We start from the raw sequence: 26,293 nt of genomic DNA on the forward strand, positions 1-26,293 counted from the left end.
CAAGCTTCATCCCCTTACCCCGTGCCCTTTTCCTTTTTTCTTCAGCCTTCAGTCTTCCCTCACCTTGAATCGTCCCAACAACAAGCTATTCGTCACCACCGAAACGCTGGAAAGGGCCATGGCCAGCCCGGCGAATTCAGGCTTAAGAGTCAGGCCGAAGGCGGGATAAAGTACCCCGGCGGCAACGGGAATGCCGACAACGTTGTAAAAAAAAGCCCAGAAAAGATTCTGGCGGATCTTGCGCAGGGTCGCCCGACCGAGACGGATACTTCCGGCAACGTCGCCGATATCCCCCCGTACCAGGACGATGTCCCCGGTCTCCTGGGCGACATCGGTGCCACCGCCGATGGCGATCCCGATGTCGGCCTGAGCCAGGGCGGGCGCGTCATTGATACCGTCGCCGACCATGCCGACCACCAAGCCCTGGCGCTGGTAACGGCGGACCACCTCGCGTTTGTCACCGGGCAGGACTTCCGCCTCGACCTCGTCGATTCCTGCCTGACGGGCGATGCTCAGGGCCGCGTCGCGACGGTCGCCGGTAACCATCACCGTCTTGAGTCCCAGATCGCGCAGTCTTTGCACCGCCTCGGGGACCCCATCCTTGAGGGTATCAGCCAAGGCGAGAACCCCAAGCAACCGACCGGCGCGGGCAACGAAGATCAGGGACTTGCCCTGCTCTACCCAGCCATCCCAGATCGTCCGCGAGTCCTCGACAGCAATCCCTTCCTCCGTCATCAGCCGCCGGCTGCCGGCCAGCACCATTTCTTCGCCAAGACGCCCACGCAGACCGTAACCGCCAATCTCTTCGATTTTTGCCACCTCGGGCAGAGCCCGCCCCTCTTCTTGCGCCCGCTTGACCACCGCCCGGGCCAAGGGGTGGCGGCTCGCCGACTCCAGCGCCGCCGCCACCTCCAGCAATTCCGTCTCATGCTCCGGGTCCGGCACATGCAGATCGGTAAGGGAGAATTCCCCGCGCGTCAGGGTTCCGGTCTTGTCCAGCAGCAGGACCTGCAACCGTGAGACGCCTTCGAGAACCGGCGCCCGCTTGAAGAGAATTCCGGCGGAAAGGCCAACGGAACTGCCGACCATGATCGCCGTCGGCGTGGCCAAACCCAAGGCGCAGGGGCAGGCGATGACGAGGACGGCAATGGCCGCCTTGAAGGCAAAAAGGAAACCGGCGGCGGCCAAGAAATACCAGATCAGGAAAGTCAGCAGGGCGATGGCAACCACCAGCGGCACAAAAACCTGGGAGACGGCGTCAGCCAGGCGCTGAATCGGCGCCTTCTCGCCCTGAGCCTCCTCGACCATGCGCACGATCTGGGCCAGCGCGGTCGCCTCGCCGACCCGCGTCGCCCGCACCAACAGCGGGCCGGTCAGGTTGATGGTGGCTCCGGCCACCTCCTGCCCCGGCTCCTTGTTCACCGGCAACGACTCACCGGTAAGCATCGCTTCGTTCACTGCCGAATGCCCTTCGACCACCTCGCCGTCAACGGGGATCTTTTCCCCCGGCCGCACCCGAACCAGATCCCCCGGTTGCAGACGACTGGACGGGACCTCACGCTCGGCACCGTCAATAATCAAGGTCGCCCGGTCGGCGCGCAGATGCAGGAGCTTTTTCAGGGCCTGCCCGGCCCGCCCTCGGGCCCGGGCTTCCAGGTACTTGCCGAAGCGCACGAAGGTGATGAGCATGGCGCTGGTCTCGAAGAAATCCGGACCTTCGACCCCGAAGAGATGGAGAACCGCCAGCACCGAATAGCCGTAGGCGGCGCTGATCCCCAGCGCCACCAGCACGTCCATATTGGCGTTCTTGTTGCGCAGGGATTTGTAGGCGCCGCGATAGAAGGTCAGCCCGGCGGAAAACTGCACCACCGTCGCCAATAGACCGTTGATCAGGTGGGAAGCGGCGCCGAAGGGCATCCACCACATGATCGGCATAATCGGCGCGGTCAGAAGCGCCGAAAAGATCAGCCAGGCGAGTTGGACGCGGGCATTATCCTCTTTGTCGTCGGTCTCGGGAAGCCAGGCGCGATAACCGAGATCCTCCACCGCCCGGCGCAGAGCGTTTCCGTCGAGACGCGTTCCATCAAAGGTGACGGTGAGCTTTTCCGTGGCGAAATTCACCTGAGAGGAGAAGACTCCCGGCAGTTTGGCAATGCCTTTTTCGATGGTTGCCGCACAGTTGGCGCAGGTCATTCCACCAAGATGCAGGGTCAGGCGTGCCGCCTTGTCCGGAGAAGAGGAGCCGCCGGCATCCCCCTGAGGTTCATTTTCAACGGAATCCGGCCCGGCGGGGGCATCCTCCGGTACGGCAAAACCCGCGGCGACGATGGCCGCGACCAGATCTTCCCGCGATATTCGTGACGAATCGAAAGCGATACAGGCGCGGCGCTTCTCCAGGGAAACCTCCGCTTTGGCGACTCCCGGCAGTTCGGTGAGCACGCCCGTCAGCTTGGCCACGCAGTTGCCGCACCTCATGCCGTCCACGGGGAGGCTGACGTGGTTCATGCCCCGCCTTCGGCACCGCGGGTTTCAACCAGCTTGCAGAAGATGCGGCTCTCCCGTACCCGCTCAAAATCGGGATCTTTCAGGGCGTCGTCGAGAAAATGCGCCTCGCGCTCCGCCGCCTTGCCCAGTTCTTGGGCCGCCTCGCGGACCTGACCGCGCAGGGCATGGATACAGGCACGGTTGTAGTGGGCCAGGGGATAGTCATCGGTCCGGGCAAGGATCTGGTCGAAACAGGCCATGGCCTCGTCGAGACGGCCCAGGTCGATAAGGATATTGCCCTTGTTGTTGAGAGAATAGATGGAGGCGGGATCAAGACGCAGGCTCTCATCGAGAGCGGCCAGAGCCTCGGGCAGATGCCCCTTGCGCTCTTGGATCACCCCCCGGTAGAAAGCGGGCTCAGGGCTTAAGGGATTGACCCGCTGGGCATCGTCGAGAACCAGCAGCGCCTCTTCGAGGGAATCCATTTCGATAAGCAGACTGGCTTTTTCGATGAGCGCCTCGTAAAAGGTCGGTTCCAGCGCCAGGGCCGCGTCCAGATCGCTCGCCGCAGCCGCCGAATTGCCCAGACGGACCAGGGAGATGGCCCGGTTATAGAAATAGTTGGCGACGGAATTGTCCTTGGCGATGGCGGCGCTGAACTTTTCCACCGCCTCTTCTTCGCGCCCCAGACCGGAGAGGGCATAACCGAGACCGTTCAGGGCGGCGGGATCGCCGGCATCAAAGGCCAGGGCATGAGTGAAGCTCTCCACCGCTTCGCTAAAGCGACCGAGACGGTTGAAGGCATAGCCGCGATTGAAATAGACATCGGGGGCGTCCGGCGCCCGGCGCAGGGCCTGATCGTACATGGCCAAGGCCTCTTCGGTACGTCCCAACTCGTCGAGGGTGTTGCCCATATTGATATAGGCTTCGGGGAAATCGGGCTGAAGGTCGAGACAGCGCTGAAAATGGCGCAAAGCCTCGTGATAGTCACCCAGTCGCTCCAGCAGCACCCCGTAGTTGTGGTGCAGCGCCCCATTCTGGGGGTCGAAGCGCAGGGCCTTTTGATACAGAGCCATGGCCTTGAGGGTATCCCCCAGGTTGGAAGCGGCCACGGCACAGATATTGAGAGCTTCCACATCGAGAGGACTGGTCTCCAGGTACTCCTCAGCCAATTCCAGGGCGACTTGATCCTCACCCCGATCAAGGGCCTGCTGCGCCGCCTCCAGATCGCCGGCCAGATCCTCCTCAATAAAATCTTCGAACTCTTCTTCCATAGACTCTCCAGATACGCGAATATCCCCTGAAGCTTCCAGGGGATATCACTATAACAGAAAGCACCGGGCCTGACACTCTCTTCCTGCGAACGCAACCGGATACCGCCCTACCTGGGCTGCACCCCCGCGCGGATCAGACGCAGTACCTGCCGGCGAAACTCATCGGGCATCTCCTCCAGCCTTTCCGTGACCTGCTTACCGTCGGCGAAACGCACCACCACCTTCTGCCCTTCCTGCTTCTCGTACTGGGGTTCAAGCATCCGCCCCCGCTCCCAGCGAAAGGTGTAGATCCCAGGCTTAATCCGATTTTTCAGGAAATGCAGAGCCTTGGTCGCAGCGAGAAGTTCTTCTCGACGACGCTGTTCGCCCCTTTCTAGGTACGGAATCAGCAACTGGGTGAGCAGAGCGAAAGCAAGCGCCGTCAGCAGCAGAATAAGCGGCAGAGAGATCATGTCGGCTCCCGCGGTTAGAATGGGTGCGAAATGCAGAATTGATGGCGTCGCAGAAACTTGCAAAAGTATCAAAATTTCTTGCAAATGGCGGGCCAGTTCAACAATGCAATGAGACAGGGGAAGATTCATGGACGGGTGTCGTGAAACGTCGACGTTTCACGATATTTGCGGAAGGGCCGGAGAAAGGTTGCAATCTATTGATTTAAATAAATAAAAAAACACCAAAAAATTCTCTTGATTTTTCAATCAAAGGGCGTAACGTGCGCCATTGTGCCGCTTGTGGTACATATTTCACGAAAATGGAGGCAAAAGTTAATTCATGAAAAAGATCGCCCTGAGCCTGTGCCTGATGTTGGCCATGTCCCTGGTCGCCTGCAAAAAACAGGAAGAAGCTGCTGCTCCCGCCGCCCCGGCCGTTGAGCAAGCCGCCCCGGCCGTTGAGCAAGCCGCTCCTGCCACTGAGCAAGCCGCTCCTGCCACTGAGCAGGCCGCTCCCGCTGCCGAGCAGGCTGCTCCTGCCGCTGAGCAGGCCGCTCCCGCTGCCGAGCAAAAGTAATTCCGCAAAAATCCTGGCGGGCCGTTATCGACCATCGGCCCGCCAGGACAAAAACCCATTCTCCAGTTTTTCCCGCCTAATCCCTCCGCCGTTTCCAAATCCCCGCCAGCACTGCGGTAAGCAGCACCGCCAGCACGATGCGGATACCGAGAATCAGCCTGGCATCACCGCCGATAACGACAAAAATCAGCGTATCCTCCACCACCGCGTGACACGTGGCGAGAAATAGCCCCATGAGAAAAAGTTCCCTGCGGGGCAGGCGTTTCTGCTGGGCAACGCGGATAATGATCCCGGCACCGTAGGCGATACCGAGAAAAATGCCGGTGAACAGCGGCACCGCCGCCTCCCGACCCAGGCCCATGCCGCGCATCAGAGGCTCGACGGCGTCGCCGATGCGGCGGAAGATGGGCAGGTAACGGAAAACCTCGAAGAGGGTCACCAGCGGTACGATAATCAGCAGCAGTTTAAGAGCCAGCTTCCCAGCGCCCAACAAGGCGGGAAAAAGTACTTCCATCAACCCACCCCCAGCGCCCGCAGGCCAAGGAGCAGCCAGCCGGCCAGGGCGGCGATGAGCAACCGACACAACGTCAGCACGCCCCCCCGGGTGCCGGTGCCGCGCAGCACCGCCCCTTCGACCAGCAGGTTATGGGCGATGCCCATCATCAGCCCACACTGGGTAACTTGCCAGGGGGACAAATCGAGAGGGGCCATGACCGCGATGGCGGCGTAGAGATTGAGCAAAAAAGCGGCGACAAAGGCGAAAGCGGCCTCGCCGGGGAGGTCGAAAAGTCCCATCAGCGGCGCGAAAAAGGCACCGAGCCAGGCGATGACCGGGGTCTGCTTGAGCAGGTCCACCAGCACGTAGAGGGGCACCACATACTTGCAGAGCTTGAAGGCGGTCGCAACCCCTCCGCGCAAGCCGGTGCGAATGCGGGTGGGTATGTCGGGAACAGCTTCGTTCATGGAGCGTACTGGTAACGGTAGCTGGGCAGAAGCGCTTCGCCGGCGAGCCCATCGAGAAGCGCCGCCGCTTGGGCAAAGGGAGCAACCGCCGCGTAGATGTTTTCGGCATAGGCACCGGGACGACGATAGATCACTACCCGCGCCTCATCGACCCCAGCCAGGGTGCGTAACAGCGCTAAGGCGTCTTCCAGGTAGCCGACCTCGTCGATGATACGCAGACCCTTGGCCCCGGTTGCATCGAAAACACCCCCGCGTCCCAGCTGTTTGAGGGAGCAGGGACTGAGTTTGCGGTTCTCCTCGATCAGACTGAGAAAACGCTGATGAAAGCGGTCGGTGATCCCCTGCATCAGGGCGATTTCCTCCGGTTCACTGGGACGTAGCGGCGACCAGAAATCCTTGAGAGGACCGCTCTTCACCGTCTCATCCTCAACTCCCCACTTATCAAGCAGGCCGGCGATATTAAACTTGAAAGTGATGACACCGACACCGCCGACCAGGGCGGTGGGATGAGCGACGATGGCGTCAGCGGCCAAGGCCGCGTAGTAGCCGCCGGAAAGGGCCTTGTCCATGACGCAGGCGACAACCGGCACCCCCTTTTGCTCGCCGAAGCGTTTCAGTTCATGGTAGAGGATATCGCTCGCCGTCACCGAGCCGCCACCACTGTCGATGCGCACCAGCAGCCCAACCACAGCGGGATCTTTCAACGCCAGGCGCAACTCTTCCTTGAGCCGGGGGATCAGGGGCGGTTCCTTGGAGAAACGCTCCAGCCCCACCGGCGCCAGGGAGATCAGACCGCTGATGTCGACCATCGCCAGCTTGGCCCGGCCACTCCCTTCCACCACCTGCTCGCGTGCCGAGCCCATCGGCTCGGAAAGAGGCACCTTGACGAAGGCACAGCCCCCCAGCAGCAACAACCCCAGAAGTAGCCCCCATCTCTTCATGAAAACTCCTTCCCCTTCCGTCAGTTGACTTTACCGGTGAGCCCCACTATAGTGCCCGCCATGAGAGACCTGTTCATCGCCGACGCCCATCTGCTCGCTCCCGAAGACGCCAACTACCGGCGGCTGCTGGACTTTCTCCGCACCCAGCGGGGTGAAACACGCACCCTGGTACTGCTCGGCGACATCTTCGAATTCTGGATCGGCTACCGCTGGTGCGTCTTTTCCGCCTATGTGCCGCTGCTCGAAGCCCTGCGCGAGCTGCGGGAAGCGGGAACCCGCATCGTCTACGTGGAAGGCAACCATGACTTCCATCTCGGCCCCTACTTCGCCGAAACCTTAGGCTGCGACATCCTCCCCGACGGCGGCGTCATCGAGCTCGACGGCCAAAAAATCCATATCAGCCACGGCGACCTGATCGACCCCGCCGATCGGGGCTACCGTTTGCTGCGCCGCATTTTACGCAGCCGCCCCCTGCGCGCCCTCGCCACCATCCTTCCGCCGGATTGGGCCTGGGCCATCGCCCGCAGGGCCGGAGCTCTGAGCCGCCGTTCCCACACCCCCTCCTTACACCGCGAACCCCCTCTGCATCTTCTCGAAGAGCACGCCCGCCGGCATTTCGCCGCCGGCTGCCAAGCGGTCGTTACCGGTCATTTTCATGCCCCGGCGCGTCGCGATTTTGACGGCAACGTCATGATCGCCCTTGGCGACTGGATCGACCAGTATTCTTATGCGGTCTTCGCGGATGGCAAGCTTTCCCTCGCCCGTTTCTCCCCGAAAGGCTGAACCTCTCCCCCTTCCCGCCGTATTTGCAACCTGCCGACCAGATCGCGCAGAGTCAGGCCGTTCAGAGCTTCCCGTCCGGCCGCCGCGAGAGTCTCTTCGATCTCCCGCACCAGTTCCCGTTCCGGCGTCGCACGCAGGCGGGCATAACGGGCGCCGTCCGCCTTCAATCCCTGAAGCAGATCGTGTACCGTCAGGGTATCCAGCGCCTGTCCCGGCTGATAAGCCGGAACACCGGCCTTGCCGTCGCGCACTTCGCTGAGGAAACCGAGGCCTTCCAGATGTCCGAGAACGTCTTGGGCCAGACGCGGGGGGAGGTTGATATGGGCGGCAATCCGCACCAGATCCCAGGGTTTTTCACCGCGATAGAAGTTCTCTGCGATAACCAGCATGGCCGTCAGGGAAACCAGTTCGCGACTGGCGAAATTGACCTCGGGCCCGCGGATATCGCTGGAAGCCCGGCGCAGATTCTGCCAGGCGTAACTGACTTCGACCCCGAGCAGCACGATCAACCAGCTCACGTAGAGCCAGACCATGAAGATCGGCAACGCCGCCATGGTACCGTAGATGGCGTTGTAGCGTCCGACCCCGACCTGAAAATGAACATAGCCCCATTGGGCCAACTGCCAGAGAGTCCCCCCGAGAATTCCTCCGACCAGGGCCGCCGTGGTGTTGACCCGGGTATTGGGCATGAAGATATAAAGGGCGGTAAAGGTGATCCACATACCGACATAAGGGATCGATTTGAACAGCAGCGGCACCAGCGGCCCGAGATAGCTGTTCTCCCGCAAATGGGCGATGAGCTCGTTGCTGGCCAGCGAAGAGGTCATTGAGATGGCTGCCAGCACGAAAATCGGGCCGATGGTAACGACGGAGAAATAGTCAGAGAAACGCCGCAGCAGCGGCCGGGTTTCGTTGACGCCCCAAATGTGATTGAAACTCTTTTCGATATTGGAAAGGAGGGTGAGTACCGTCAACACCAGAGCGGCGAGTCCCACCACCCCGAGCCGGGCAACATTCGTGTTGTCGATGTAATGGAGGATCTGGGCAACGACATCCTCGGTCCCCGGCGCCAGATTGTTGAGAATCAGCGGTTCAAGGGTGTTCTGCACGCCGAAACCCTTGAGCAGGGCGAACATCAGGGCCAGCAGGGGAACGACGGACAAGAGGGTGGTGAAGGTCAACGCCGAAGCACGCAGCATGCAGCGATCGGCGAAAAACCCCTGGAAAGCCGCGATCACCACCCGCGCCTGACGCAGCAGCAAGGCGCGAGGGCGGGAAAGACTCTCCGCCTCCAGACGCCAGAGATCCTCTTCCAGAAAGGTCCGGAGCCTTTTCCGACCCTCAGCGATCAGCGACATGCAACCTCCGTGGCAACGGCCTGGGGAATAAAGCAGAAAAGGCCGCACCACAGAGGACAGCGAGCTCTGTAGTGATCTACAGCCTTTTTCAGGCTTATCCATTTCATCAATAAATATGACTTAAACACCTGAACAATAATATGATTCAGATATTTTTCCGCAACGCCCGGGCGATACTGATTCGTTCCTCGGCACGAGTTTCCTCGTCGCCCGACTCCTTGATAAAGAGGCGGTTGACCGCCGCCAGGGTCGCGTTCAACGTTTCCATATTGATGACCGCCGAAGCGGGAAGGCTCTCCATCCCCTGAAAATTCAACGGGCAGTAATCGATAAAACGCTCGCCGTCACGGCGGCCGAGCAGGGGCAGGCCGTGAGTGCGGCAGATCAGGGGACGCGCTTCATAGAGCCGACAAGCGCCATCCTTGAGCAGCGGGCAGGGGCCGTCCTCCGCCGCTGCGCGAGCCCGGTCACGGATCTCCGCGGCCAACACCGCCGGAGCTTCGGCCAGCGCCGCCGCCAGCGCCGCCGCTTCCACCGGGAAGAGGGAGAGATGGCGACAACAGCCGTCACACCCCAAGCGACAGACGATCTGCTCACGAAAGTCCGCTTCGATGCGGGCACAAAGCTCATCCACCCGCGCTACCAGCTGCCGATAATTCCTCAGCCTCTCCATCCCTTCCGCCTTCAGTCTTCAGTCTTCAGTCTTCAGCCTGACCCTTAATCCAACGCCTCAACAGCATAAGCGCCGCAGCTCGCCAGATCGGACTCGCCGGCACCGGGCAGTTGTCCGGCCAGCTCGCGCAGGGCGCTGCGCAGCCCTTCTTCATAGACCGGATGATAAAAGGGCATGCGCAGCAGATCCATGACCTTGAGCCCCCGCTCGATGGCCAGGGCCAGCAGATGGGCCATGTGCTCGGCGGCGGGAACGCACATCTCGGCCCCGAGCAGCCGGCCACTCTTTTTATCGGCATAGATGTGGAGTACGCCTTTGTTCTTCTCGGCGGTACGCGCCCGCCCGTGGCGGGCAAAGGAAACCTTGCCGAAGATGACCGTCTCCGGATCGAGTTCCGCCAGACGCTTCCCCACCGCCGCCACCTCGGGATCGGAAAAGACCACGGCCAGCGGCGTACGGCGCTTGAAACAGTGGATGGATTCGGCCACGGCGTTGATCCCGGCGATATGTCCCTCGTCCGCCGCCTCGTGCAGAAGAGCCGCCTGGCCGTTGGCGTCCCCGGCGAGGAAGATGGGGAGATCGGCGACTTGCAGGGTCGAAGGATTGACTTGCGGCTGGCCACGCTTGTCCAAGGGAATACCGAGGCTCTCCAGGCCGAGGCCGTCGATATTGGGGCGCCGCCCCATTGCGACCAGCACCCGGTCGACCACCACCTGCGCGGTGCCGGCGGCGACTTCGATGCCGCCTTCGACCCGGCGCAATTCAGCCCCTACGCCGGTATGGATGGCGAATTCCCGGCCCAGCAGTTTGACCAGGTTCTCGTTCACTTCCTCGTCGCTCAAGCCCGCCAGGCGCGGGCTCAGATCGAAGGCGTTGATGGTGATGCCGAGGCGGGCGAGGGCCTGGGCCATCTCCACGCCGATGGCACCGAGGCCGATGACCGCCATGCGCCCCGGCAGATCAGTCTGATCGAAGAGATTATCGGTGGTGAGAATCCCGTCTCCCAAGGCGCACCAAGCTTCAGGGACGACCGGGCGACTGCCGGGGGCGAGAACGATGCGCTTGGCGCGAAAGCGGCGACCGTCGACCTCAACGGTCTGCCCATCGAGCAACCGGGCGCGACCGGGCAGATTGCGCTCGCCGAGATCCTCGGTGGCCTTGAGCACGCCACCGACGAATTTATCCCGCAGGTTTCGTACCCGGCGCAGCACCGCCGGGATGTCGACAGCTAGGGACTCGCCGCCGGAGATGCCGAAAGCAGGGAAATCATTGCGCCGCGCAAAAGCGTTGGCCGCTTCGATCAGGGCCTTCGAAGGCATGCAGCCGACCCGGGCGCAAGTGGTGCCGTAAGGGCCGTCATTGATCAACAGAAAATTATCGGTGCGTTTGCGCACCTCACGCAACGCCGCCAGCCCGGCGGAACCGGCACCAACGATAATCACGTCAACGTTTTGCTCCATAGCCTCCTCCACATAAAAGCCGGGGATGAAAAGAACAACGGTCTTTCACCCTCAACAACTAAAAGGCCCCGCGAACGCCGTCGAGCACGTACTGCACGGCGAGAAAGGCCAGCACCAGACCCATCAGCCGGGTGATGATGGCCGCCCCGAGGGCGCCGATCAGCTTTAGCAAGGCATCGGCGCGCAACAGCAGCAGACAGGTCGCGACGAAGACCAAGGCGCTTGCCGCCAATAGGGCCAGATAATCGGCCGCCGTGCGGACATGCTCAACGAAGATCAGCCCGGTGGCGATGGCCCCCGGCCCCGCCAACAGGGGGAAGGCCAGCGGCGTGATGGAAATATCCGCCTTGGCCTCGGCCAGCCGCTCCTCCCGGCGGCTGGTGCCGGTCCCGGTGGGGCGACCGTAAAGCATCTCCAAAGAGATTACGAAGAGCAAAAGCCCGCCGCAGATCCGCACCGCCGCCGTTTCAATGGCGAAATAACCCATCATCAGTCGTCCGCAGATCAGAAAAAAAACGAGAATAGCATAGGCCGCAAGACAGCCGCGAACAGCCATGACCCGCCGCTGGGCACGGGTATTGTCCGGGGTGATGGCGAGAAATACCGGCACCCCGGCGATGGGATCGACGATGATGAAGAGTTGCAGGGCAAAGGCCGTGAAGAGCGCAAAGGATGAATCCATACCCCGCCTCCCCTCCCTAAGGGGTCTTGCGTTCCAGCTTCTTCACCGGCAGACCCAGGCTTTCCGGCGCGGCGTCGAACTCGGCGGGATTACCGACCAGCACCAGCTGCTGCCGGTCGGGGTGCAGATAGAGCCGGGCAACGCGCTGCACATCCGCGACGGTGACGGCGGCAATCCGGTCGCGATAGGTCTGGAGATAATCCGGCGCGTAGTCGTAATAATCGAGGCGCATCTGCTGGTTCACCACTTGGTGACTGTCGCTGAAGGCGAAGACGAAAGAGTTGATCAGGCTCTCTCTGGCGATCCGCAACTCCTCGTCGGTAACCGGGGTTTCGCGCAGGTCGGTCATGATCCCCCGGATCAGGGTGATCACCTCGGCGGTGGCGCCGTTTCTGGTTTCGCAGCCGGCGACAAAGGGGCCGGGGAGGCGCCGACCAATGTCGTAATAGGAATAGACCGAATAGGCCAGCCCTCGGTTGGAGCGGACCTCGCGCATCAGCCGGGAATTGAAGCCGCCGCCGCCGAGGATGAAGTTCATCACCCGCACCGCCGGCACGTCGGGGTTGTCCTTGTCGATGGCGACCTCGCCCAAGAGGATGGTGCTTTGCGGAATCTCCTTCTCCGCCAGCCACAGCGCCGGAGCCTCGGCCGCCACCAGCGGCGGCACCGGCGCCCGGCTCCCCGCCCCGCCGGTCCGGTCGGCGAAGATTTCCGTCATCAAACGCGTGACCTCGGCACTCGCAAAGTCGCCGCTGATGCCGATCCAGAGCGGGGTTTCGGCCAGGTCGCGGCGATGGCGCGCGACCAGATCCTCGCGGCGGATCGATTCCAGACCGGCGACACTCGGCGAACGACCCAGAGGATGCTCGCCGTAGAGGGCGCGCATCAGTTCCCGCGAGGCGAGCGCGCCGGGATCGTCGTCCTGGCGACGGACCAGTTCGATGGCCTGGCGGCGCGCCAGTTCCAGCCGACCAGCGTCGAATTTGGGCCGGGAGAGAACATCGTGCAGCATCTCCAGCCCGGCGCGCAGATCATCCCGGCGCAGGGAGAGGGCCAGTTGCGTGGTATAGGTATCGGCGGCCGCAGTAAAGTCGGCGGCCATGCGCTCCAACTCCCGGTCGAACGCCTCCGGCGAGAAGTCGCCCGCACCGCCGGTGCGCAGCAGTACCGCCAGCAGATCGGCGAGACCGGTCTTCTCCGGCGGATCGACGATCCCCCCGGACCCGGTCGTGACGCTGATCTCCACCAGGGGCAACTCGTGATCCTCGTGGAGATAGAGGCGGATGCCGTTGGCGAGGGTCACCGGTTCGATGCGCGGTACCTCGAATTTTAAAGGGGCGAAGCTGAGCTGGTCCGGCCGCACCGGAGATTGAGGCGTGCAGCCTGCGAGAAACAACAAGATCGGCAGCAACCACCGCAAGAATGACATCATGGCCGGCCTCCTTCCTTGTTCAGCACGGCAACGGTGCGGTTGGCCGGGCTGAGGTAGCGCTTGGCCGTCGCCATGATCTCGTCGGCGCCGATGGTCGCCACCTGCTCGTCGTAATCGACCAGATAACGCCAGTTTCCGGCAACGGTCTGGTAGTAGGTCAGCATCCTGGCCAGCCCGGAGTTGGTCTTGAGATAGCGCAGGCGGTCGGTGGCCAGCCGATTGCGGGAGCGGATCAGTTCCTCCGTGCTCACCGGCTCGTTCGCCAGGCGGTCGAGTTCGGCGTAGATTGCCGCTTCCACTTCCGCCGTCGTGTGGGGATGGCGGGGGGTGGCGGAGATCACGAAAAGATTGGGATAACGGGAACCGGGGGCGGCCGAGGTGGAAATATCGGCGGCCAGTTGTTTTTCCACCACCAGGCTCTGATAAAGACGCGAAGTGCGTCCCTGGCCGAGAATCAGGTCGATGAGGTCAAAGACGTAGTCTTCCCGCTCCGGCAAGGTCGGCTTGTGGTAGCCGAGCAGCAACGACGGCTCCGCGTCAAAAACCACCTCGACGCGTTTTTCCCCCCGCTGCGGTGGCTCCACCGCCGTCACCGACGGCACCGGCGTTCCCGGGGGAATGTCGCCGAAATAGCGCTCGATCATGGCCACCGTCGCGTCGAAATCGAGATCGCCGACCAGGGCCATGACGGTGTTCACCGGCGCATAGTAACGCTGGAGAAAATCGCGGGTCTCCGCCAGAGAGAGGTTTTCGATGTCCGAATGCCAACCGATGATCGGGTTGCGGTAGGGATGGACGGTGAAGGCGGTCGCGAGCAGATGCTCGTAGAGCATGCCCTGGGGATCGCTGTCGTAGGACCGCCGCCGCTCTTCCTGAACGACCTCGCGTTCGGTGAAGAACTCACGCAGTACCGAATTCTTCATGCGGTCCGCCTCGATGGCAGCCCAGAGCTCCAGTTTGTTGGCAGGTAGTGAAACCAGGTAGGTGGTGAGATCCTTGCCGGTGAAAGCGTTGTAGCCGACGCCGCCGTTCTCGGCGTAGATGCGGGAAAATTCATCCTTGACGACGAAGGCCTTGTGCCGCTCCTGCAACTCGTTCAGGCGGCGGCGCAGGGTATCCAGTTCTTGAGGATCGCCATCCTTACGCCCCTTCAGGACGTCGAACCGCGCCCCCACCTCCTCGATCTCTTCCAGTAGGGGTTTTTCCTGGGCGTAATCGCTCGTCCCCAGGGTGGTCGTTCCCTTGAAGAGCATATGTTCGAGCAGATGGGCGACGCCCCGAGTTTCGCTCGTTTCGTACACCGAACCGACGCCGATCGTGATGTAGGCGGTAAAGGTCGGCGCTTCGGGACGCTCGACCAGAAGCAGTTTGAGACCGTTGGCGAAGGTGTGCTCGCGAACCTTTTCGGCCAGGGTATCGGCCCCGGCCAGGGTCGTCAGGGAGAGCAGCAGCAACAAAGTCGCCGAAACCCGTATCAGACAATCTTTCAAGCGCATGGGACTCCTTCTCTTTCGCGGTTTCTCGTGATCGGGAAAATTCACCGGGAATCTCCCAGCGGCCAGCCGACAGGATAGCCGAGCGGCACGATTTGCGAAAGCCCCAAATCAATGTGGAAGAAACAGGAATAGCACGGGAGGGGGAACAACCGGGGATGGGGAAAAAAAACGGGATCCTTCAGTTGGAATCGCCGTCGTCACGCTGGGCCTTTTCCATCAGCAGGGGGAATTGCTCGCTGAAAGAGGAATTGGCAACTTTCATGAAGTTCTTGAGGGCGGTCAGTTCCAGACGCATCCGTCCCACTTCCCGACGCAACTCATCCAGTTCCCGCAGCAAAGGAGCGGAACCGGCGAGGGCTCCGGCAACAGGGATTTGCAAGGGATTTTGCCGCAAGTTTTCGTTCATCTTCATACCTTCCCGGCCGTCCCGAAAATTTCACCCGACGGCCACACCTAACCGGATATCGGCGGCTTTACTTGTCAAGTCTACTCGTCCCACCCGACCTGTCAAGAACGCCGAAGGACAACAAAGCTGTCGACAAACGTCCCGGCGAAGATTATTTTGTGGACGTCGTAAAAACTCTCCACCTACCGCGTTGCGGTCATCCCGCCCCCTGATGCAACGGAGTTACCCATGAATAAAAAACGTCTCGGAGTATTGACCAGCGGCGGCGACAGCCCCGGCATGAACGCCACCGTGCGCGCCGTGGTCCGCGCCTGTCTCGCCGCCGGCGTGGAGATCGTCGGCTTCCAGAAAGGCTACACCGGCCTGATCGATCGCCTCTACGAAATTCTCACGACCCGTTCGGTAAGCAACATCCTCCAGCGCGGCGGCACCTTTCTGCAGAGTGCCCGCTGTAAACAGATGATGGAAGAAGCCGGACAACACTTGGCCGCCGACAACCTCAAGGGGCTGGGCGTCGACGGGCTGGTGGTGATCGGCGGCGACGGCAGTCTGCGCGGCGCCCACGCCCTGCAACGCCAGGGCATCCGGGTCATCGGCATCCCCGCTTCCATCGATAACGACATCCCCTTCACCGACATGTCCTTGGGGGCCGACACCGCCCTCAACAACATCATCCACGCCGTCGACTGCCTCAAGGACACCGCCTCTTCCCACGACCGCACCTTCGTCGTCGAAACCATGGGACGCAACTGCGGCTATCTGGCGGTCATGTCGGCCATCGCCAGCGGCGCCGAATACGCCCTAATTCCCGAAGCGCCCTATGATATCGACGACATCTGCAAAAACCTGCACCGGCGCTATGAAGAGGGACGCAGCAATTCCATCATCATGGTCGCCGAGGGCGCCGGAAAAGCCCAGGAGATCGCCGACCAGATCAAGGACAAAATCGGCTTCGAGACCCGGGTCATGATCCTCGGTCATTACCAGCGGGGCGGCTCTCCCACCTCCTTCGACCGCACTCTCGCCGCTCGCTTCGGGGTGGCGGCGGTGGAAGCCCTGCTCGCCGGCGACGGCGGCAAGATGGTCGGCCTCTCCTATGCCGCCATCAAACTCACCGATATCGAGCAGGTCCTTTCCGGCGGCCGCCGACCCATCGATCCGGTCATTCTCAAACTCGCCATCACGCTCGGCGTCTGATCACAAAAGCGCGCCGGAAATTCCCGGCGCGCCCCTCCCTCCCCCGTCTGTCCGCAGGAAAAATCTGCGCCCCCCTTGCACTCTCAAAAAAATTAACTATTGTTTAGAAAAATCACTGACCATGTTAGTCATAATCCACCAGATGTCGGCAAGGAGGTGAAGTATGACCCGTCTCAAGGGAATCGAGGGGATCGGGGAGGAGTTCGCCGCGCGGCTCAAGACCATCGGCATCCATTCGGTGCAGACACTCCTCGACCGGGGCGCGACCCCCGAAGGGCGCCGGGAACTGGCTAAGGCCAGCGGTATTGCCGAAGGGTTGCTGCTGCGCTGGCTCAACAACGCCGATCTCTTCCGCATTCGCGGTATCGGCGAGGATTACGCCGATCTGCTCGAAGGGGCCGGAGTCGATACGGTTCCTGAACTGGCCCAGCGCAGCCCGAAAAACCTTCATCGCATGCTCATCGATACCAACGACAAACGCCCGCGGGTGCGCCAGCTTCCCTCGGTCAACCAGGTCAAGAACTGGATCGACCAAGCCAAACAGCTCCCGCGGATCGTCCAATACTGAAAGCTCGGCGACAAAGACCACAGGAACCGGGCGCACGAAAAAAGGGCCGACAACACTCGTTGCCAGGCCCTTTTTTCGTGGTCGTGCCGCGCCGGTTAGAAACTCTGACGAATACCGAAAAAGATATTGTGGGTGTCGTAGTCGGCCTCGATCCCGGCAAAATCAGGATCTTCGGTGGCGAAATAGCGGTATTGCAGATCGAGTTTGGTGTACGGCCCCACTGAAAATGCCACTCCACCGCCGAGTTGGTAGGCGAAAACGCTGTCATTGTCGCTGCCGTAATAGTCGATGTCGGCGTCGATATTGGCGAAACCGATGCCGCCGACCATAAAAGGACAGATCATTTCCCCGGGGAAGAAATCGACATAAAGATTCCCCATGACCGAAAAGGTCGAAACCTCCCCGTCAACCTGGTAGCTGCCACTCCAAGAAGCGTTAAATTCGTCCATTTCGTTGTAGCGATAGGCGAACTCCACCTCCCCGCGCAGCCCCTTTTCATTCGAGGCGCCGATCGCTCCGGCGAATCCCGCGCCGACATCAAAGGAAAGATCGGCGCGGTCACCGTAATTATCCCGCAACTCGGCATCATCGGCCAGAACCACCCCGGCGCTTCCGGAAACATAGGGCCGCGCCGAAACCGACGTCACCGTGCCCAGCACCACCATCGCGCCAACCAGAACCATCCCCAGACCGCGCATAAAGCCTCCTCTTCTTTAACCGTTGTAAAAAGACGGATTCCCATACCGGCACCACAGTCTCAGTCTATCCCGATGATCGATTTTTTAAAGTCCCATTCAACCTCCGTGCGCTGCCCTGTTGCCGGGAAAAGCCGCGCCTTAGGCTGAATAGAAGAGGACCAAACCCGTCCAACCGAACCGATCCGGTCCTCCTTCACGCAATTTTACTGAACGAAAATTACAGGGCGTTGTAGAATCATCGAAACATTCTTCACGGAGGGAACATGATGCTCGTCGCTTTTCTGGCCGTACTTTTCGGATTGGCTTTGCTCGTCTGGAGCGCCGACCGCTTTGTCGAAGGTTCCGCCGCAGCCGCCCGGAATTTCGGCATGCCGCCGCTATTGATCGGCATGGTGATCGTCGGTTTCGGCACCTCGGCGCCGGAGATGCTGGTATCCGCCCTTGCGGCGATGCAGAACACACCGGGGATCGCCCTGGGCAACGCCTATGGCTCAAATATTACCAATATCGCCCTAATTCTCGGGGTCACCGCCTTGATCAGCCCCATCGCCGTACATTCGCAGGTACTGCGCAAGGAATTGCCGATTTTGACCGCCGTCACCCTGCTGGCGGGTTATCAGATCTGGGACGGCGGCCTCACCCGCATCGATGCCTTGGTGCTGCTGGGGGTCTTCGCCGGGTTGATGGCCTGGACGATTGTCCAAGGCTTGCGAAAAAGGACCGATCCCCTGGGGCAAGAGATGGAAGCGGAACTCTCCGAACAGACGATGCCGATGAACCGGGCGCTCTTCTGGATCGTCGCCGGCCTACTGCTGCTCATTGCCAGCTCCCGCCTCCTCGTCTGGGGGGCGGTGGAAATCGCCCATGGCTTCGGGGTCAGCGACCTGATCATCGGCCTGACCATCGTCGCCATCGGCACCTCGCTGCCGGAGCTGGCCTCTTCGGTCATCGCGGCACGCAAGGGAGAGCACGATATCGCCCTGGGCAACATCCTCGGTTCCAACCTCTTCAACACCCTGGCGGTGGTGGGCATCGCCGGAGGAATCCGGCCGATGAGCGTCCCCCCCGAGGTCTTTTCCCGGGACATGCTGGTCATGGCCAGCCTGACCCTGGCGCTCTTCGTCATCGGCTGGGGAGTGCGCGGTCATGGACGTATCAACCGAATCGAAGGCGCCGCCCTCTTGACCTGCTATGTCGGCTATACCGCCTATCTGATTGTCGGTGCGTTCTGAAAATGGCCGAAACCGGAGACGGAAGGGTGCATCAACCTGACCCAAAACGGTCTTCACCCTCGCCTGCCCCCTATCCCAAAGCGCTCACGAAGCTGGAGGAGGAAGAAACCACCAGCCCCCTGAGCGGCCGAAGAAGCGGGGGATGAAAAGTTTCCCGAAAAGGAAGTGATCGTGGCGGTAACTCCGACACCCTAAAGGCGACGTAAGACTCTGACAATACGTAGAAAAATAAAAACCGTCTAATAACCGGACGCGGTTAGTGGACGGGTTTTCTTTTTTTAATGGTGGAGGGTGCGCCGACCTGGCGCTAATTCTTCCTTCGGTTTTTCCTCTCCGGCTGATTCGATCTGCTTCACCATCCGGTCGAAATCGCTTTCAAACAACCGGTCTTGCACGATGCAGTATTTTTCGTATTCGCTTTCGGCATGGGCCTTGGCAATTTCGGCGGTCACCTTGCCCGCGTCTTGCAGGATTTCACGGTCGGTGGCCGCGATAAAGCGGTTCAGGCGGGATTCCCAATCCTGCATGATCAGAGGAATCTTGCGCAGCGCCATATCCTCGGCGACATCCAGATAGGCGGCAACAAGTCGGCTTAACTGCGCCATTTCGTCTTCGGTCAGGTAATTGTTGGCCACGCTGACGTCGAACTTCTGGATTTTTCCGCGTGGCACGTCCTTCCAGGTGGTCAACCCCATGTGCTGCTTGTCGGCGTCGGCACGGTTGACAACGACCTCCGCCGTCGTCTGGCCGTGGATGGCCCAGTGCAGCTTGTTTTGCACTGTGGCGAAAAAGCGCTTGGTGGCCTGGGCGGTAACGTCGTAGTCGATGGCCGTGGCGTTGATGTCGGTGATCTTCTGGTGGACCTTGCGCTCGGAGAGGCGGATCTCGCGGATGCGATGGAGCTGCTCTTAAAAATACTGTTCAGTGAGGATGGAACCGCCGCTTTTGATGCGCTCATCATCCATCACGTAGGCCTTGATGGTGTGCTCCTCAATGATACTGGTGGCCCATTTGCGGAACTGCACGGCCCGTTCGGAGTTAACCTTGTAGCCCACGGCGATGATGGCGGGCAACTTGTAGTGCAGGGTGTTGTAGCTCTTGCCGTCGGAGACAGTTATCCGGAAATTCCGGATAACTGAATCTTCCTGCAACTCGCTATCGGCAAAGATTTTTTCAGGTGTTCATTCACCGTGCGCACGTTCACGTCGTAGAGCGTGGCCATCATTTTCTGGGTCAACCAGATGCTCTCATCGGCATAAACGGCCTCAACGCCGCCCGAGCCGCTGGCCGCGACAAAGGTCAGATATTCAGCTGCAGAGGAGCGAACAATGGCCGTCTCTTTTTTATGAGTCTTTCGTATTTCTTTATCCTTATTCTTTTCATTCGATCCCTCCCCAGCTTTGATACCTGTCCCGGGACCAGCGGAGGTATTTCATCAGCTCCCAGTTGATCGATTCGGGATCAAATCGCTCGCTGTCAAAGTTACCGCCAGACCATTCCGTATAGCTTTCGTGTTCCTCGTGGTTCGGGTCTTTCAGCGCATTTAAGAATTCAAAGTAACCGGGCACGCCGCCCACATCTTCTGGTGGACAGGCTCGTTGACCATCAAGGCAGGCCAATTCAGTTCTTAGTTCAGGATTGAAATAGCGGCTTTCCTCAAGAACAAGCTCATGCTCCCAGCTGTCTCCGAAATCATACAGATAGCGGAAAGTGCGCCCTTTCTGTTTGATCAGATCTCCGAGACGGTACCTGCCGCATGCCAGCCCGTCTTCCTTTGATTCCGGATATTCCGTGTAGCGTTTATTCCTGATGGTGAACTCGTGCAGGTGGCTGTCGGTCCAACCCATGACAATCTGGATGACGTCGTGCAACCGGTCCAGCGTGATGCTGGCGGGCACGACAAAACGCCGCCAAATTGATGGCTCGATGTCAAGCAGCTGTATTTTCAGCAGATAAAATCGTTCGCTCATTCCCAAATTCTCCTAAACCATGCTGAGTTCTAATTTGTGTTTTATCTTTTCCCAGCCCGGGATGACAGAGTCGAGAAGCTTATAAAATTCTGGGCTATGATCATGATATTTCAGGTGACACAGCTCATGCGTAACAACATAGTCAATACACTCTTTAGGCGCTCTTATCAGGTCTGTATTGAGGGTTACTGTGCCTTTATCTGAAAGGCTGCCCCATCTTTTTTGCATTCGCATAATGGATAGTCTCGGCTGATCAATACCCAGACATTTGAATTTCTGCCAGCAGCGATCCATGCTTTCGACAAATTGAACCTGTGCCTTTTCCGAATACCATTGATTTAAAAGTTTCCTGGCAGCAGTTGGAGTCGGTTCGCTCCGGCAAGTGATATGAAAAAAGCCGCGAGACAATTTCACTGAATTTTCCGATCCTTCGGCTAACTTCAAGCGATATTGCTTGCCGAGGTACAAGTGGGTCTCGCCGTTCACGTAACAGCGATCAGGCGTCTTTGGATTAAACTGCTTGAAATAATTCAGTTGCCTGAGAATCCAACGAGCCCGTTTTATTATTTTCTTTTCGATCAATGTGATGTCGGACTGCGCGGGTGCCTTGACAATAACCGTGCTGTCAGGATGCACAGCAATTTCCATCGTTTTTCTGTCACAGTACAACAGACTGAAATCGATGGTCTTCCGGCCGTAAACAACCGAGAGTTGGTTGTTATGGATTGACGCCTCCATTATTTGTAACTCCTGTGTTTTGCCACCTGCAACACCTTCTCGATGATGTCATCCATCTGATCAAGCGACAGTTCGATCCCTCTTGCCGTCTTGAGTTCATCATAGAGGTAATCATCAATTTCGTTGACTGCCTGTTTCTGAGCGTCTTCATCATCCCAGAAGTGAACTTTCTTGTGTTTTTCCAATATGCCATGAATAGCAATTGCCGCATCGGTTGCCGCCTCTTCGGCAAATGCTGAATTATGAGTGCTGAGTGCTGAATTGTTTTGAGCTCCTTCCGTGTTGTTCCGTGTATTCTGTGGTTCCAATTCTTTCGTGATTTTCGCGTCTTTCGCGGTTTCCAAAAATGGTTTTAAAACACCGAAATAGGCCATGGCATCTTCATTCCCGGAAAGCTTATCCGGTATGTCATCATGTACCTTGCCGACAACCTTGTTGCGGATATCGACGACTTTGTTCAAATAATCCAGATCGGATATCCTCTTAGCCCTGAAATCTTCAATCGCCTGCTGGATCAGCTTTGAGAACTTCTCGTAAAACGCAGGGTCTTCATCCATCTTTTCAGTGATGACTTTCTTTGTGGCGTGTGCAATCGTATCAGCCTTTGAAGCCGTTGTTTTCTTGGTCTGATAGACACCTTGTTCCTCTTTGACCTGATTGAACATTTTGTCGTCAAAGATATTGACCGGCTCATTCAGCTGAACAACTTCACTGGCCTGAATGTGTGTATCCAGCAGTTTTTTGATTTTGGGCTCATAATCCCGGTAATCAATGGCTTCTGCATACCGGAGCTTGACAGACGCCTTGAGTGACTGGAACTTCCGGAGGTCCGCCTTGTATCTGATCAACGTTTTTTCATCGGTTTCGGTCAGGAATTTCTCGGAAGAGAGTGCGATGCCGAGGGTTTTCCCGAATTCCGAAAGGCGGCCGTAAAACTCTTCTCTTAAGCTCTCATCGGCAAGCAGCACTTCATATGCCTCTTCATCGTAGGAATGCTTAACTGTTTTGAATAGATCCCAAAGATCGGAATACCGGGTGGGCAGTTTTTCGATTTCACTATTAATGGAAGTCAAAGTGCCGACCAGATCGGATTCATCGAACCCTTCAAATGCGCTGTACATGGTAAGCGCTTTGTCCAGCTCACCGAGGACGCTTGCATAGTCGACGATAAAACCGAACTCCTTACCCTCATGAAGACGGTTGACCCGGGCAATGGCCTGAAGCAGTGTGTGCTCTCTTAACACCCGGCACAGATAAAGAACCGCATTGCGCGGGGCGTCAAAACCCGTGAGCAGCTTGTCAACGACAATAAGGATTTCGGGTTCACTACCGTGTTTAAACTGGTTGATGAGCTGCTTGGTGTATTCTTCTTCACTGCCATAGCGCTTCATCATTTTTTGCCAGAATTTTACGACCTCATCCGTTGTCTCGTCATCGGTCTCTTCATAGCCTTCACGCATATCCGGCGGTGAGATAACGACCTCGGAGCTGACAATGCCTATCTCGTTCAGGTGGGCGTTGTACTTGAGCGCCGATGCCTTATTCGGGGCCACCAGCTGGGCCTTGAATCCGGTGCCCTGCCAGCCCGCGCGAAAGTGTTCGCTGATGTCAAAGGCTCTCATGTAGATGACCTGATCGGCCTTGTTCAGCATTTCCGCTCGCGCATACTTTCGTTTCAGGTCCGCCTGCTGCTCCTTGGTCAGACCCTGCGTGTGCCGCTCAAACCACAGATCAACAGCTTCTCTGTTTTGCGTCATCTCCACATGCCGCCCCTCATACAGAAGCGGAACCACCGCGCCGTCTTCAACGGCCTGCGTGATGGAATAATGGGGCTCCACCAGTTCACCGAATTTGGTGAAGTTGTTCTTCTCCTTCTTTAAAAGCGGCGTACCGGTAAACCCCAAATAACAGGCATGGGGGAACATCTGTCTCATTCTGGCTGAAAAGGAGCCGAACTGGGTACGGTGACTCTCATCCACCAGAATGAAAATGTCGGGCGATTCATCCTGGTATTTCTTTGCCGCATACGCCTTGTCGAACTTATGAATGAGGGTTGTGATAATCCCCGATTTCTTTTCAGCGACAAGCTCCAACAGGTTTCTGCCCGATGTAGCCCGATTCGCCTCAAGGCCACAGGCGGCAAAGGTGTTCCCCAGCTGTTTATCCAAGTCGTCACGGTCTGTCACAAGAACAATTCGCGGGTTCAATATTTCCGGATCTAAGGCCAGGTTTCTTGCGAGCATCACCATGGTCAGGGATTTTCCTGACCCTTGCGTGTGCCAGATCACACCGCCTTTACGTGAGTCGAGGCTGTCAAAGTGCTTCACCCGATTCAGGGTAGACTTGATGACGAAATACTGCTGATAGCGGGCAATCTTCTTGATCCCCCCATCAAAGACCGTAAACTTCCACGCCAGTTCCAGAAGCCTTTCCGGTCGGCAGAGGGAGAACAGAGACTTGTCCTGTTCGGTCACCAGTCTGGTGCCGGTCAATGCTTCCGGCTTAACATCAAAGGCAGATGAAATTCTGGCGACAACATCCTCGGCAAGTGGCTGGTTGACTACTGCTGCCAATTTTTCAAACTCGCGCTCACCGTTATCCATCTGAGGCTCTTTCCATACCCCCCAGAATTTTGCAGCGGTCCCCGTTGTGGCGTACATGGCGCTGTTTTTATTCAGAGCCAGCACCATCTGGCTGTAGATAAAGAGCTTCGGGATATAGTCGTCATTCTGATTTCTGATCGACTGCGAAACCGCCTGTTCCACCTCAACCTGCGGCGCTTTACACTCAATCACACAAAACGGAATGCCATTGACGAAAAGAACAATATCAGGCCGAGCGGTTTCGGTTGATCGTGAACGTTCAACACTGTATTCGACCGTTACATGAAACTTGTTACGACCGGGGCTTTTATCAGATTTGGGCCAGTCGATATAGTTCATGTTAAAGCTTTTCGAATCGCCCTCAATGGTCTGCTCCATGGCCGTTCCAAGCGTAATCAGGTCGTAAATCGCCTCGTTGGTCTTCAGCAGTCCGTCGTATTTGATGTTTTTCAGCTTCTGAATGGCGGATTGAACATTTTCCTCGCTGAAGAGGTACTCGCTGCCCTTGTAACGAATGCGGTTTATCTCTTTGAGCTGGTTGCGAAGAATACTTTCCAGCAAAACATTTGATGTGCGATCCTGCCTTTCGCGCAGGGCTTCAGCCGGTGTCAAAAATTCAAATCCCAAGCCAATCAAAAGCTGCAATGCCGGGATTTGAGACAGTTGCTTTTCATTTATATGAAAGCTACTCATCATGCCCCTCCGATTGTGTGCTCATGCTGGCAGAAGCTAATGTTTTTAGCCCTTTCAAAACAAGATGCACGCACTCATCTACAAAATGGGACTCCATTAATCGCTGATAATCGTCTGAACTAAGGCCGGAAGAACGTGCCAAATCATCTACTGACATGCCTTCTAAAACAGTCTTAATTCTCGTGTAGCCGGCATCCTGATTTCCTTTTTTGGCTTTTTCCTGAAGCTCAAAATACCCGGCGTTATTTGTAATCTGCCAGTGTTCGGTTATCGGTTCAGCAATAGCCTTATGTGTTATTGTTTTACAAACCTCGCCAACCACACCACCGAAAGCACCAAGCAAAAAGATCGGTTTATTTTTTTCTATTGAAATAATTATCTCTTCGAGAACTCCCGGCATCTTTCCGTGATAGCCCGCAAGCTTTCCTCCGGCACATATGCGTGCATGAGATGACTCAATAGATTTCTCTCGCATCCGTGTAAGGCAACGGGACCAGATATATTTGTTATCTGTTCCACTGGGAGCTATGAAGACACTCTTATCGATGTTTTCTGCAATATCATCTGGAATATCATGCTCAATAGTTTTTATGATCCCGCTATACTTAGCTCTCCAAGCAACAATTTCTGGATCTGATACATACAGAGGCCAAGCTAGATGATTCTCAACATGAATGCTATCGGTATTGAGACGAGTCTTTAGTGCTATCGCCTCATCAAGTATAAATTGTGTGAATCCATCTTTGCGAAGGTCTCCTCCATAAATAATTGTTCCTGCTCTCGCAAGAAGGTGGCGTGCCAGATCTTGGGATAGTCTCTTCAGATGATCGGCATGTAGGTGGTGAGCTGAATAATTACCGGCAGGGTTATCAGAGATGGATATACCTATTCTGCAACAACCCAAAGTCTCATTTTCAGCCTTGCTCCACAAGGGCGTAAAAGCATCCACTTCAAAATGAGAAAGCCAGTCTGCTTCCTCGGAGTAGAGCGAAGGTTCAGGGTAACAAATTTTTTGTTTCCCACTTTTTTTTAAGTCGATTACCTGACGGATTTCGGGTGGCCTTGAAATGAGGGCACAGTCATTATCAATCCAATTATGGCTTTGATAGTATTCGAGTGATTTTTGCGCATGCAGGTGGCGTATCGTTTCAAGAATGGTAGCAATTAATATACGTAATATATCAGGCTCGCTAATCGGAGTATCCGGCGAAACATGCACACAGGGGACATTAGAGCCTGCAGGAAAAACCCTGTCTTCAAATTCTTGAAGGCAGTCAACCGCTATGATTGGTCGCTGATGTTGTTTAGCGCAAAGGATTTCTCTCTGGCACCAATATCTTGAGGAATATGCGTCACTTCCTATCGCTACCAAAGTGGATTCTTTTATGTGCTTAATAATATCTTCGTCAAACTTGATAATCATATAAAAGGCCCCTCCCGGCATAACGAGAAGGCAAAGACTTCCTGATATGCTGCTAAAGAGACCAATCTCTAACATCGGGAGGTGCCCAATGAAACTGTACTCGGGAATTGATCTGCATTCAACCAACAGCTATCTGGCAATCATCGACGAAAATGGCAAGCGCATCTTCAAGGAAAAACTGCCGAATGACATCACTGTAATCTGCGAGAGG

At 57.7% G+C, this 26,293-nt stretch carries 23 protein-coding genes and 1 pseudogene; 4 read left to right on the forward strand and 20 right to left on the reverse strand.

The genetic code is table 11. The features are described 5' to 3' along the window. Window positions 1-48 precede the first annotated feature (48 nt). From RBR25_RS11125 to sppA, 7 genes are all read right to left on the reverse strand, one after another. Entirely contained in the window at window positions 49-2,505 is a 2,457-nt protein-coding gene (locus RBR25_RS11125; protein WP_432819623.1) for a heavy metal translocating P-type ATPase, read from the reverse strand. Beyond that, complete coding sequence (locus tag RBR25_RS11130) at window positions 2,502-3,758, reverse strand: tetratricopeptide repeat protein (protein WP_432819624.1); 1,257 nt, start codon at window positions 3,756-3,758, stop codon at window positions 2,502-2,504. The genes RBR25_RS11125 and RBR25_RS11130 overlap by 4 nt, the downstream gene beginning before the upstream one ends. A gap of 107 nt (window positions 3,759-3,865) precedes the next feature. Further along, a complete protein-coding gene (locus RBR25_RS11135; protein ID WP_432819625.1) occupies window positions 3,866-4,210 on the reverse strand; it encodes a hypothetical protein in 345 nt (114 codons plus the stop codon). Between the two features lie 202 nt (window positions 4,211-4,412). After that, on the reverse strand, window positions 4,413-4,760 hold the full coding sequence (locus tag RBR25_RS11140) for a hypothetical protein (protein ID WP_432819626.1): 348 nt from the start codon (window positions 4,758-4,760) through the stop codon (window positions 4,413-4,415). Between the two features lie 82 nt (window positions 4,761-4,842). Next, complete coding sequence (locus RBR25_RS11145; protein ID WP_432819627.1) at window positions 4,843-5,280, reverse strand: nucleoside recognition domain-containing protein; 438 nt, start codon at window positions 5,278-5,280, stop codon at window positions 4,843-4,845. After that, window positions 5,280-5,729 carry a nucleoside recognition domain-containing protein gene (locus tag RBR25_RS11150; RefSeq protein ID WP_432819628.1) on the reverse strand — a complete coding sequence of 150 codons (450 nt, stop codon included), beginning with the start codon at window positions 5,727-5,729 and terminating at the stop codon, window positions 5,280-5,282. Before RBR25_RS11150 ends, RBR25_RS11145 begins: the two co-directional genes overlap by 1 nt. Beyond that, on the reverse strand, window positions 5,726-6,670 hold the full coding sequence (gene sppA, locus RBR25_RS11155) for a signal peptide peptidase SppA (protein WP_432819629.1): 945 nt from the start codon (window positions 6,668-6,670) through the stop codon (window positions 5,726-5,728). The genes RBR25_RS11150 and sppA overlap by 4 nt, the downstream gene beginning before the upstream one ends. Window positions 6,671-6,730: 60 nt before the next feature. Here sppA and RBR25_RS11160 point away from each other — a divergent pair, with 60 nt between their 5' ends. Next, a complete protein-coding gene (locus RBR25_RS11160) occupies window positions 6,731-7,453 on the forward strand; it encodes a UDP-2,3-diacylglucosamine diphosphatase (RefSeq protein WP_432819630.1) in 723 nt (240 codons plus the stop codon). Here RBR25_RS11160 and RBR25_RS11165 read toward each other — a convergent pair. From RBR25_RS11165 to RBR25_RS11195, 7 genes are all read right to left on the reverse strand, one after another. After that, entirely contained in the window at window positions 7,396-8,811 is a 1,416-nt protein-coding gene (locus RBR25_RS11165) for a YihY/virulence factor BrkB family protein (RefSeq protein ID WP_432819631.1), read from the reverse strand. The genes RBR25_RS11160 and RBR25_RS11165 overlap by 58 nt on opposite strands. A 145-nt stretch (window positions 8,812-8,956) precedes the next feature. Continuing rightward, window positions 8,957-9,484, reverse strand: a complete 528-nt coding sequence (locus RBR25_RS11170; protein ID WP_432819632.1) for a YkgJ family cysteine cluster protein — start codon at window positions 9,482-9,484, stop codon at window positions 8,957-8,959. 44 nt (window positions 9,485-9,528) lie between these two features. After that, window positions 9,529-10,944, reverse strand: a complete 1,416-nt coding sequence (locus RBR25_RS11175; RefSeq protein ID WP_432819633.1) for a dihydrolipoyl dehydrogenase — start codon at window positions 10,942-10,944, stop codon at window positions 9,529-9,531. A gap of 58 nt (window positions 10,945-11,002) precedes the next feature. Continuing rightward, a complete protein-coding gene (locus tag RBR25_RS11180) occupies window positions 11,003-11,626 on the reverse strand; it encodes a MarC family protein (RefSeq protein ID WP_432819634.1) in 624 nt (207 codons plus the stop codon). Window positions 11,627-11,642: 16 nt separating this feature from the next. Continuing rightward, window positions 11,643-13,058, reverse strand: a complete 1,416-nt coding sequence (locus RBR25_RS11185; RefSeq protein WP_432819635.1) for a M16 family metallopeptidase — start codon at window positions 13,056-13,058, stop codon at window positions 11,643-11,645. After that, window positions 13,055-14,554 (reverse strand): M16 family metallopeptidase, encoded by a 1,500-nt coding sequence (locus tag RBR25_RS11190; protein WP_432819636.1) that lies wholly within the window; start codon window positions 14,552-14,554, stop codon window positions 13,055-13,057. Before RBR25_RS11190 ends, RBR25_RS11185 begins: the two co-directional genes overlap by 4 nt. Before the next feature lie 178 nt (window positions 14,555-14,732). Then, window positions 14,733-14,960, reverse strand: coding sequence for a hypothetical protein (locus RBR25_RS11195; RefSeq protein ID WP_432819637.1), 228 nt, complete (start codon window positions 14,958-14,960; stop codon window positions 14,733-14,735). A gap of 228 nt (window positions 14,961-15,188) precedes the next feature. Here RBR25_RS11195 and pfkA point away from each other — a divergent pair, with 228 nt between their 5' ends. Further along, complete coding sequence (pfkA, locus tag RBR25_RS11200; RefSeq protein WP_432819638.1) at window positions 15,189-16,157, forward strand: 6-phosphofructokinase; 969 nt, start codon at window positions 15,189-15,191, stop codon at window positions 16,155-16,157. A 163-nt stretch (window positions 16,158-16,320) separates the two neighbouring features. After that, on the forward strand, window positions 16,321-16,725 hold the full coding sequence (locus RBR25_RS11205; RefSeq protein WP_432819639.1) for a DUF4332 domain-containing protein: 405 nt from the start codon (window positions 16,321-16,323) through the stop codon (window positions 16,723-16,725). 95 nt (window positions 16,726-16,820) lie between these two features. Here RBR25_RS11205 and RBR25_RS11210 read toward each other — a convergent pair whose 3' ends face one another. Further along, complete coding sequence (locus RBR25_RS11210; protein WP_432819640.1) at window positions 16,821-17,423, reverse strand: outer membrane protein; 603 nt, start codon at window positions 17,421-17,423, stop codon at window positions 16,821-16,823. A 266-nt stretch (window positions 17,424-17,689) separates the two neighbouring features. Here RBR25_RS11210 and RBR25_RS11215 point away from each other — a divergent pair, with 266 nt between their 5' ends. Next, the gene (locus RBR25_RS11215; protein WP_432819645.1) at window positions 17,690-18,655 is read left to right on the forward strand and encodes a calcium/sodium antiporter; all 966 of its coding nucleotides are present in this window, start codon (window positions 17,690-17,692) and stop codon (window positions 18,653-18,655) included. 278 nt (window positions 18,656-18,933) lie between these two features. Here the strand turns inward: RBR25_RS11215 and RBR25_RS11220 are convergent. The 5 genes and pseudogenes from RBR25_RS11220 to RBR25_RS11240 all read right to left on the reverse strand — a co-directional run bounded on the left by RBR25_RS11220 (window position 18,934) and on the right by RBR25_RS11240 (window position 26,082). Further along, window positions 18,934-20,015: pseudogene (locus RBR25_RS11220) on the reverse strand (virulence RhuM family protein). A gap of 19 nt (window positions 20,016-20,034) precedes the next feature. Then, window positions 20,035-20,625, reverse strand: coding sequence for a plasmid pRiA4b ORF-3 family protein (locus RBR25_RS11225; protein ID WP_432819641.1), 591 nt, complete (start codon window positions 20,623-20,625; stop codon window positions 20,035-20,037). Between the two features lie 12 nt (window positions 20,626-20,637). After that, window positions 20,638-21,363 carry a M48 family metallopeptidase gene (locus tag RBR25_RS11230; protein ID WP_432819642.1) on the reverse strand — a complete coding sequence of 242 codons (726 nt, stop codon included), beginning with the start codon at window positions 21,361-21,363 and terminating at the stop codon, window positions 20,638-20,640. Continuing rightward, the gene (locus RBR25_RS11235; RefSeq protein WP_432819646.1) at window positions 21,363-24,659 is read right to left on the reverse strand and encodes a type I restriction endonuclease subunit R; all 3,297 of its coding nucleotides are present in this window, start codon (window positions 24,657-24,659) and stop codon (window positions 21,363-21,365) included. Before RBR25_RS11235 ends, RBR25_RS11230 begins: the two co-directional genes overlap by 1 nt. Continuing rightward, window positions 24,652-26,082: a hypothetical protein gene (locus tag RBR25_RS11240; RefSeq protein ID WP_432819643.1), complete on the reverse strand. Its 1,431-nt coding sequence runs from the start codon at window positions 26,080-26,082 to the stop codon at window positions 24,652-24,654. The genes RBR25_RS11235 and RBR25_RS11240 overlap by 8 nt, the downstream gene beginning before the upstream one ends. Between the last annotated feature and the right edge of the window lie 211 nt (window positions 26,083-26,293).

The organism is Trichloromonas sp., assembly GCF_034006665.1.
Taxonomy (GTDB): domain Bacteria; phylum Desulfobacterota; class Desulfuromonadia; order Desulfuromonadales; family Trichloromonadaceae; genus Trichloromonas.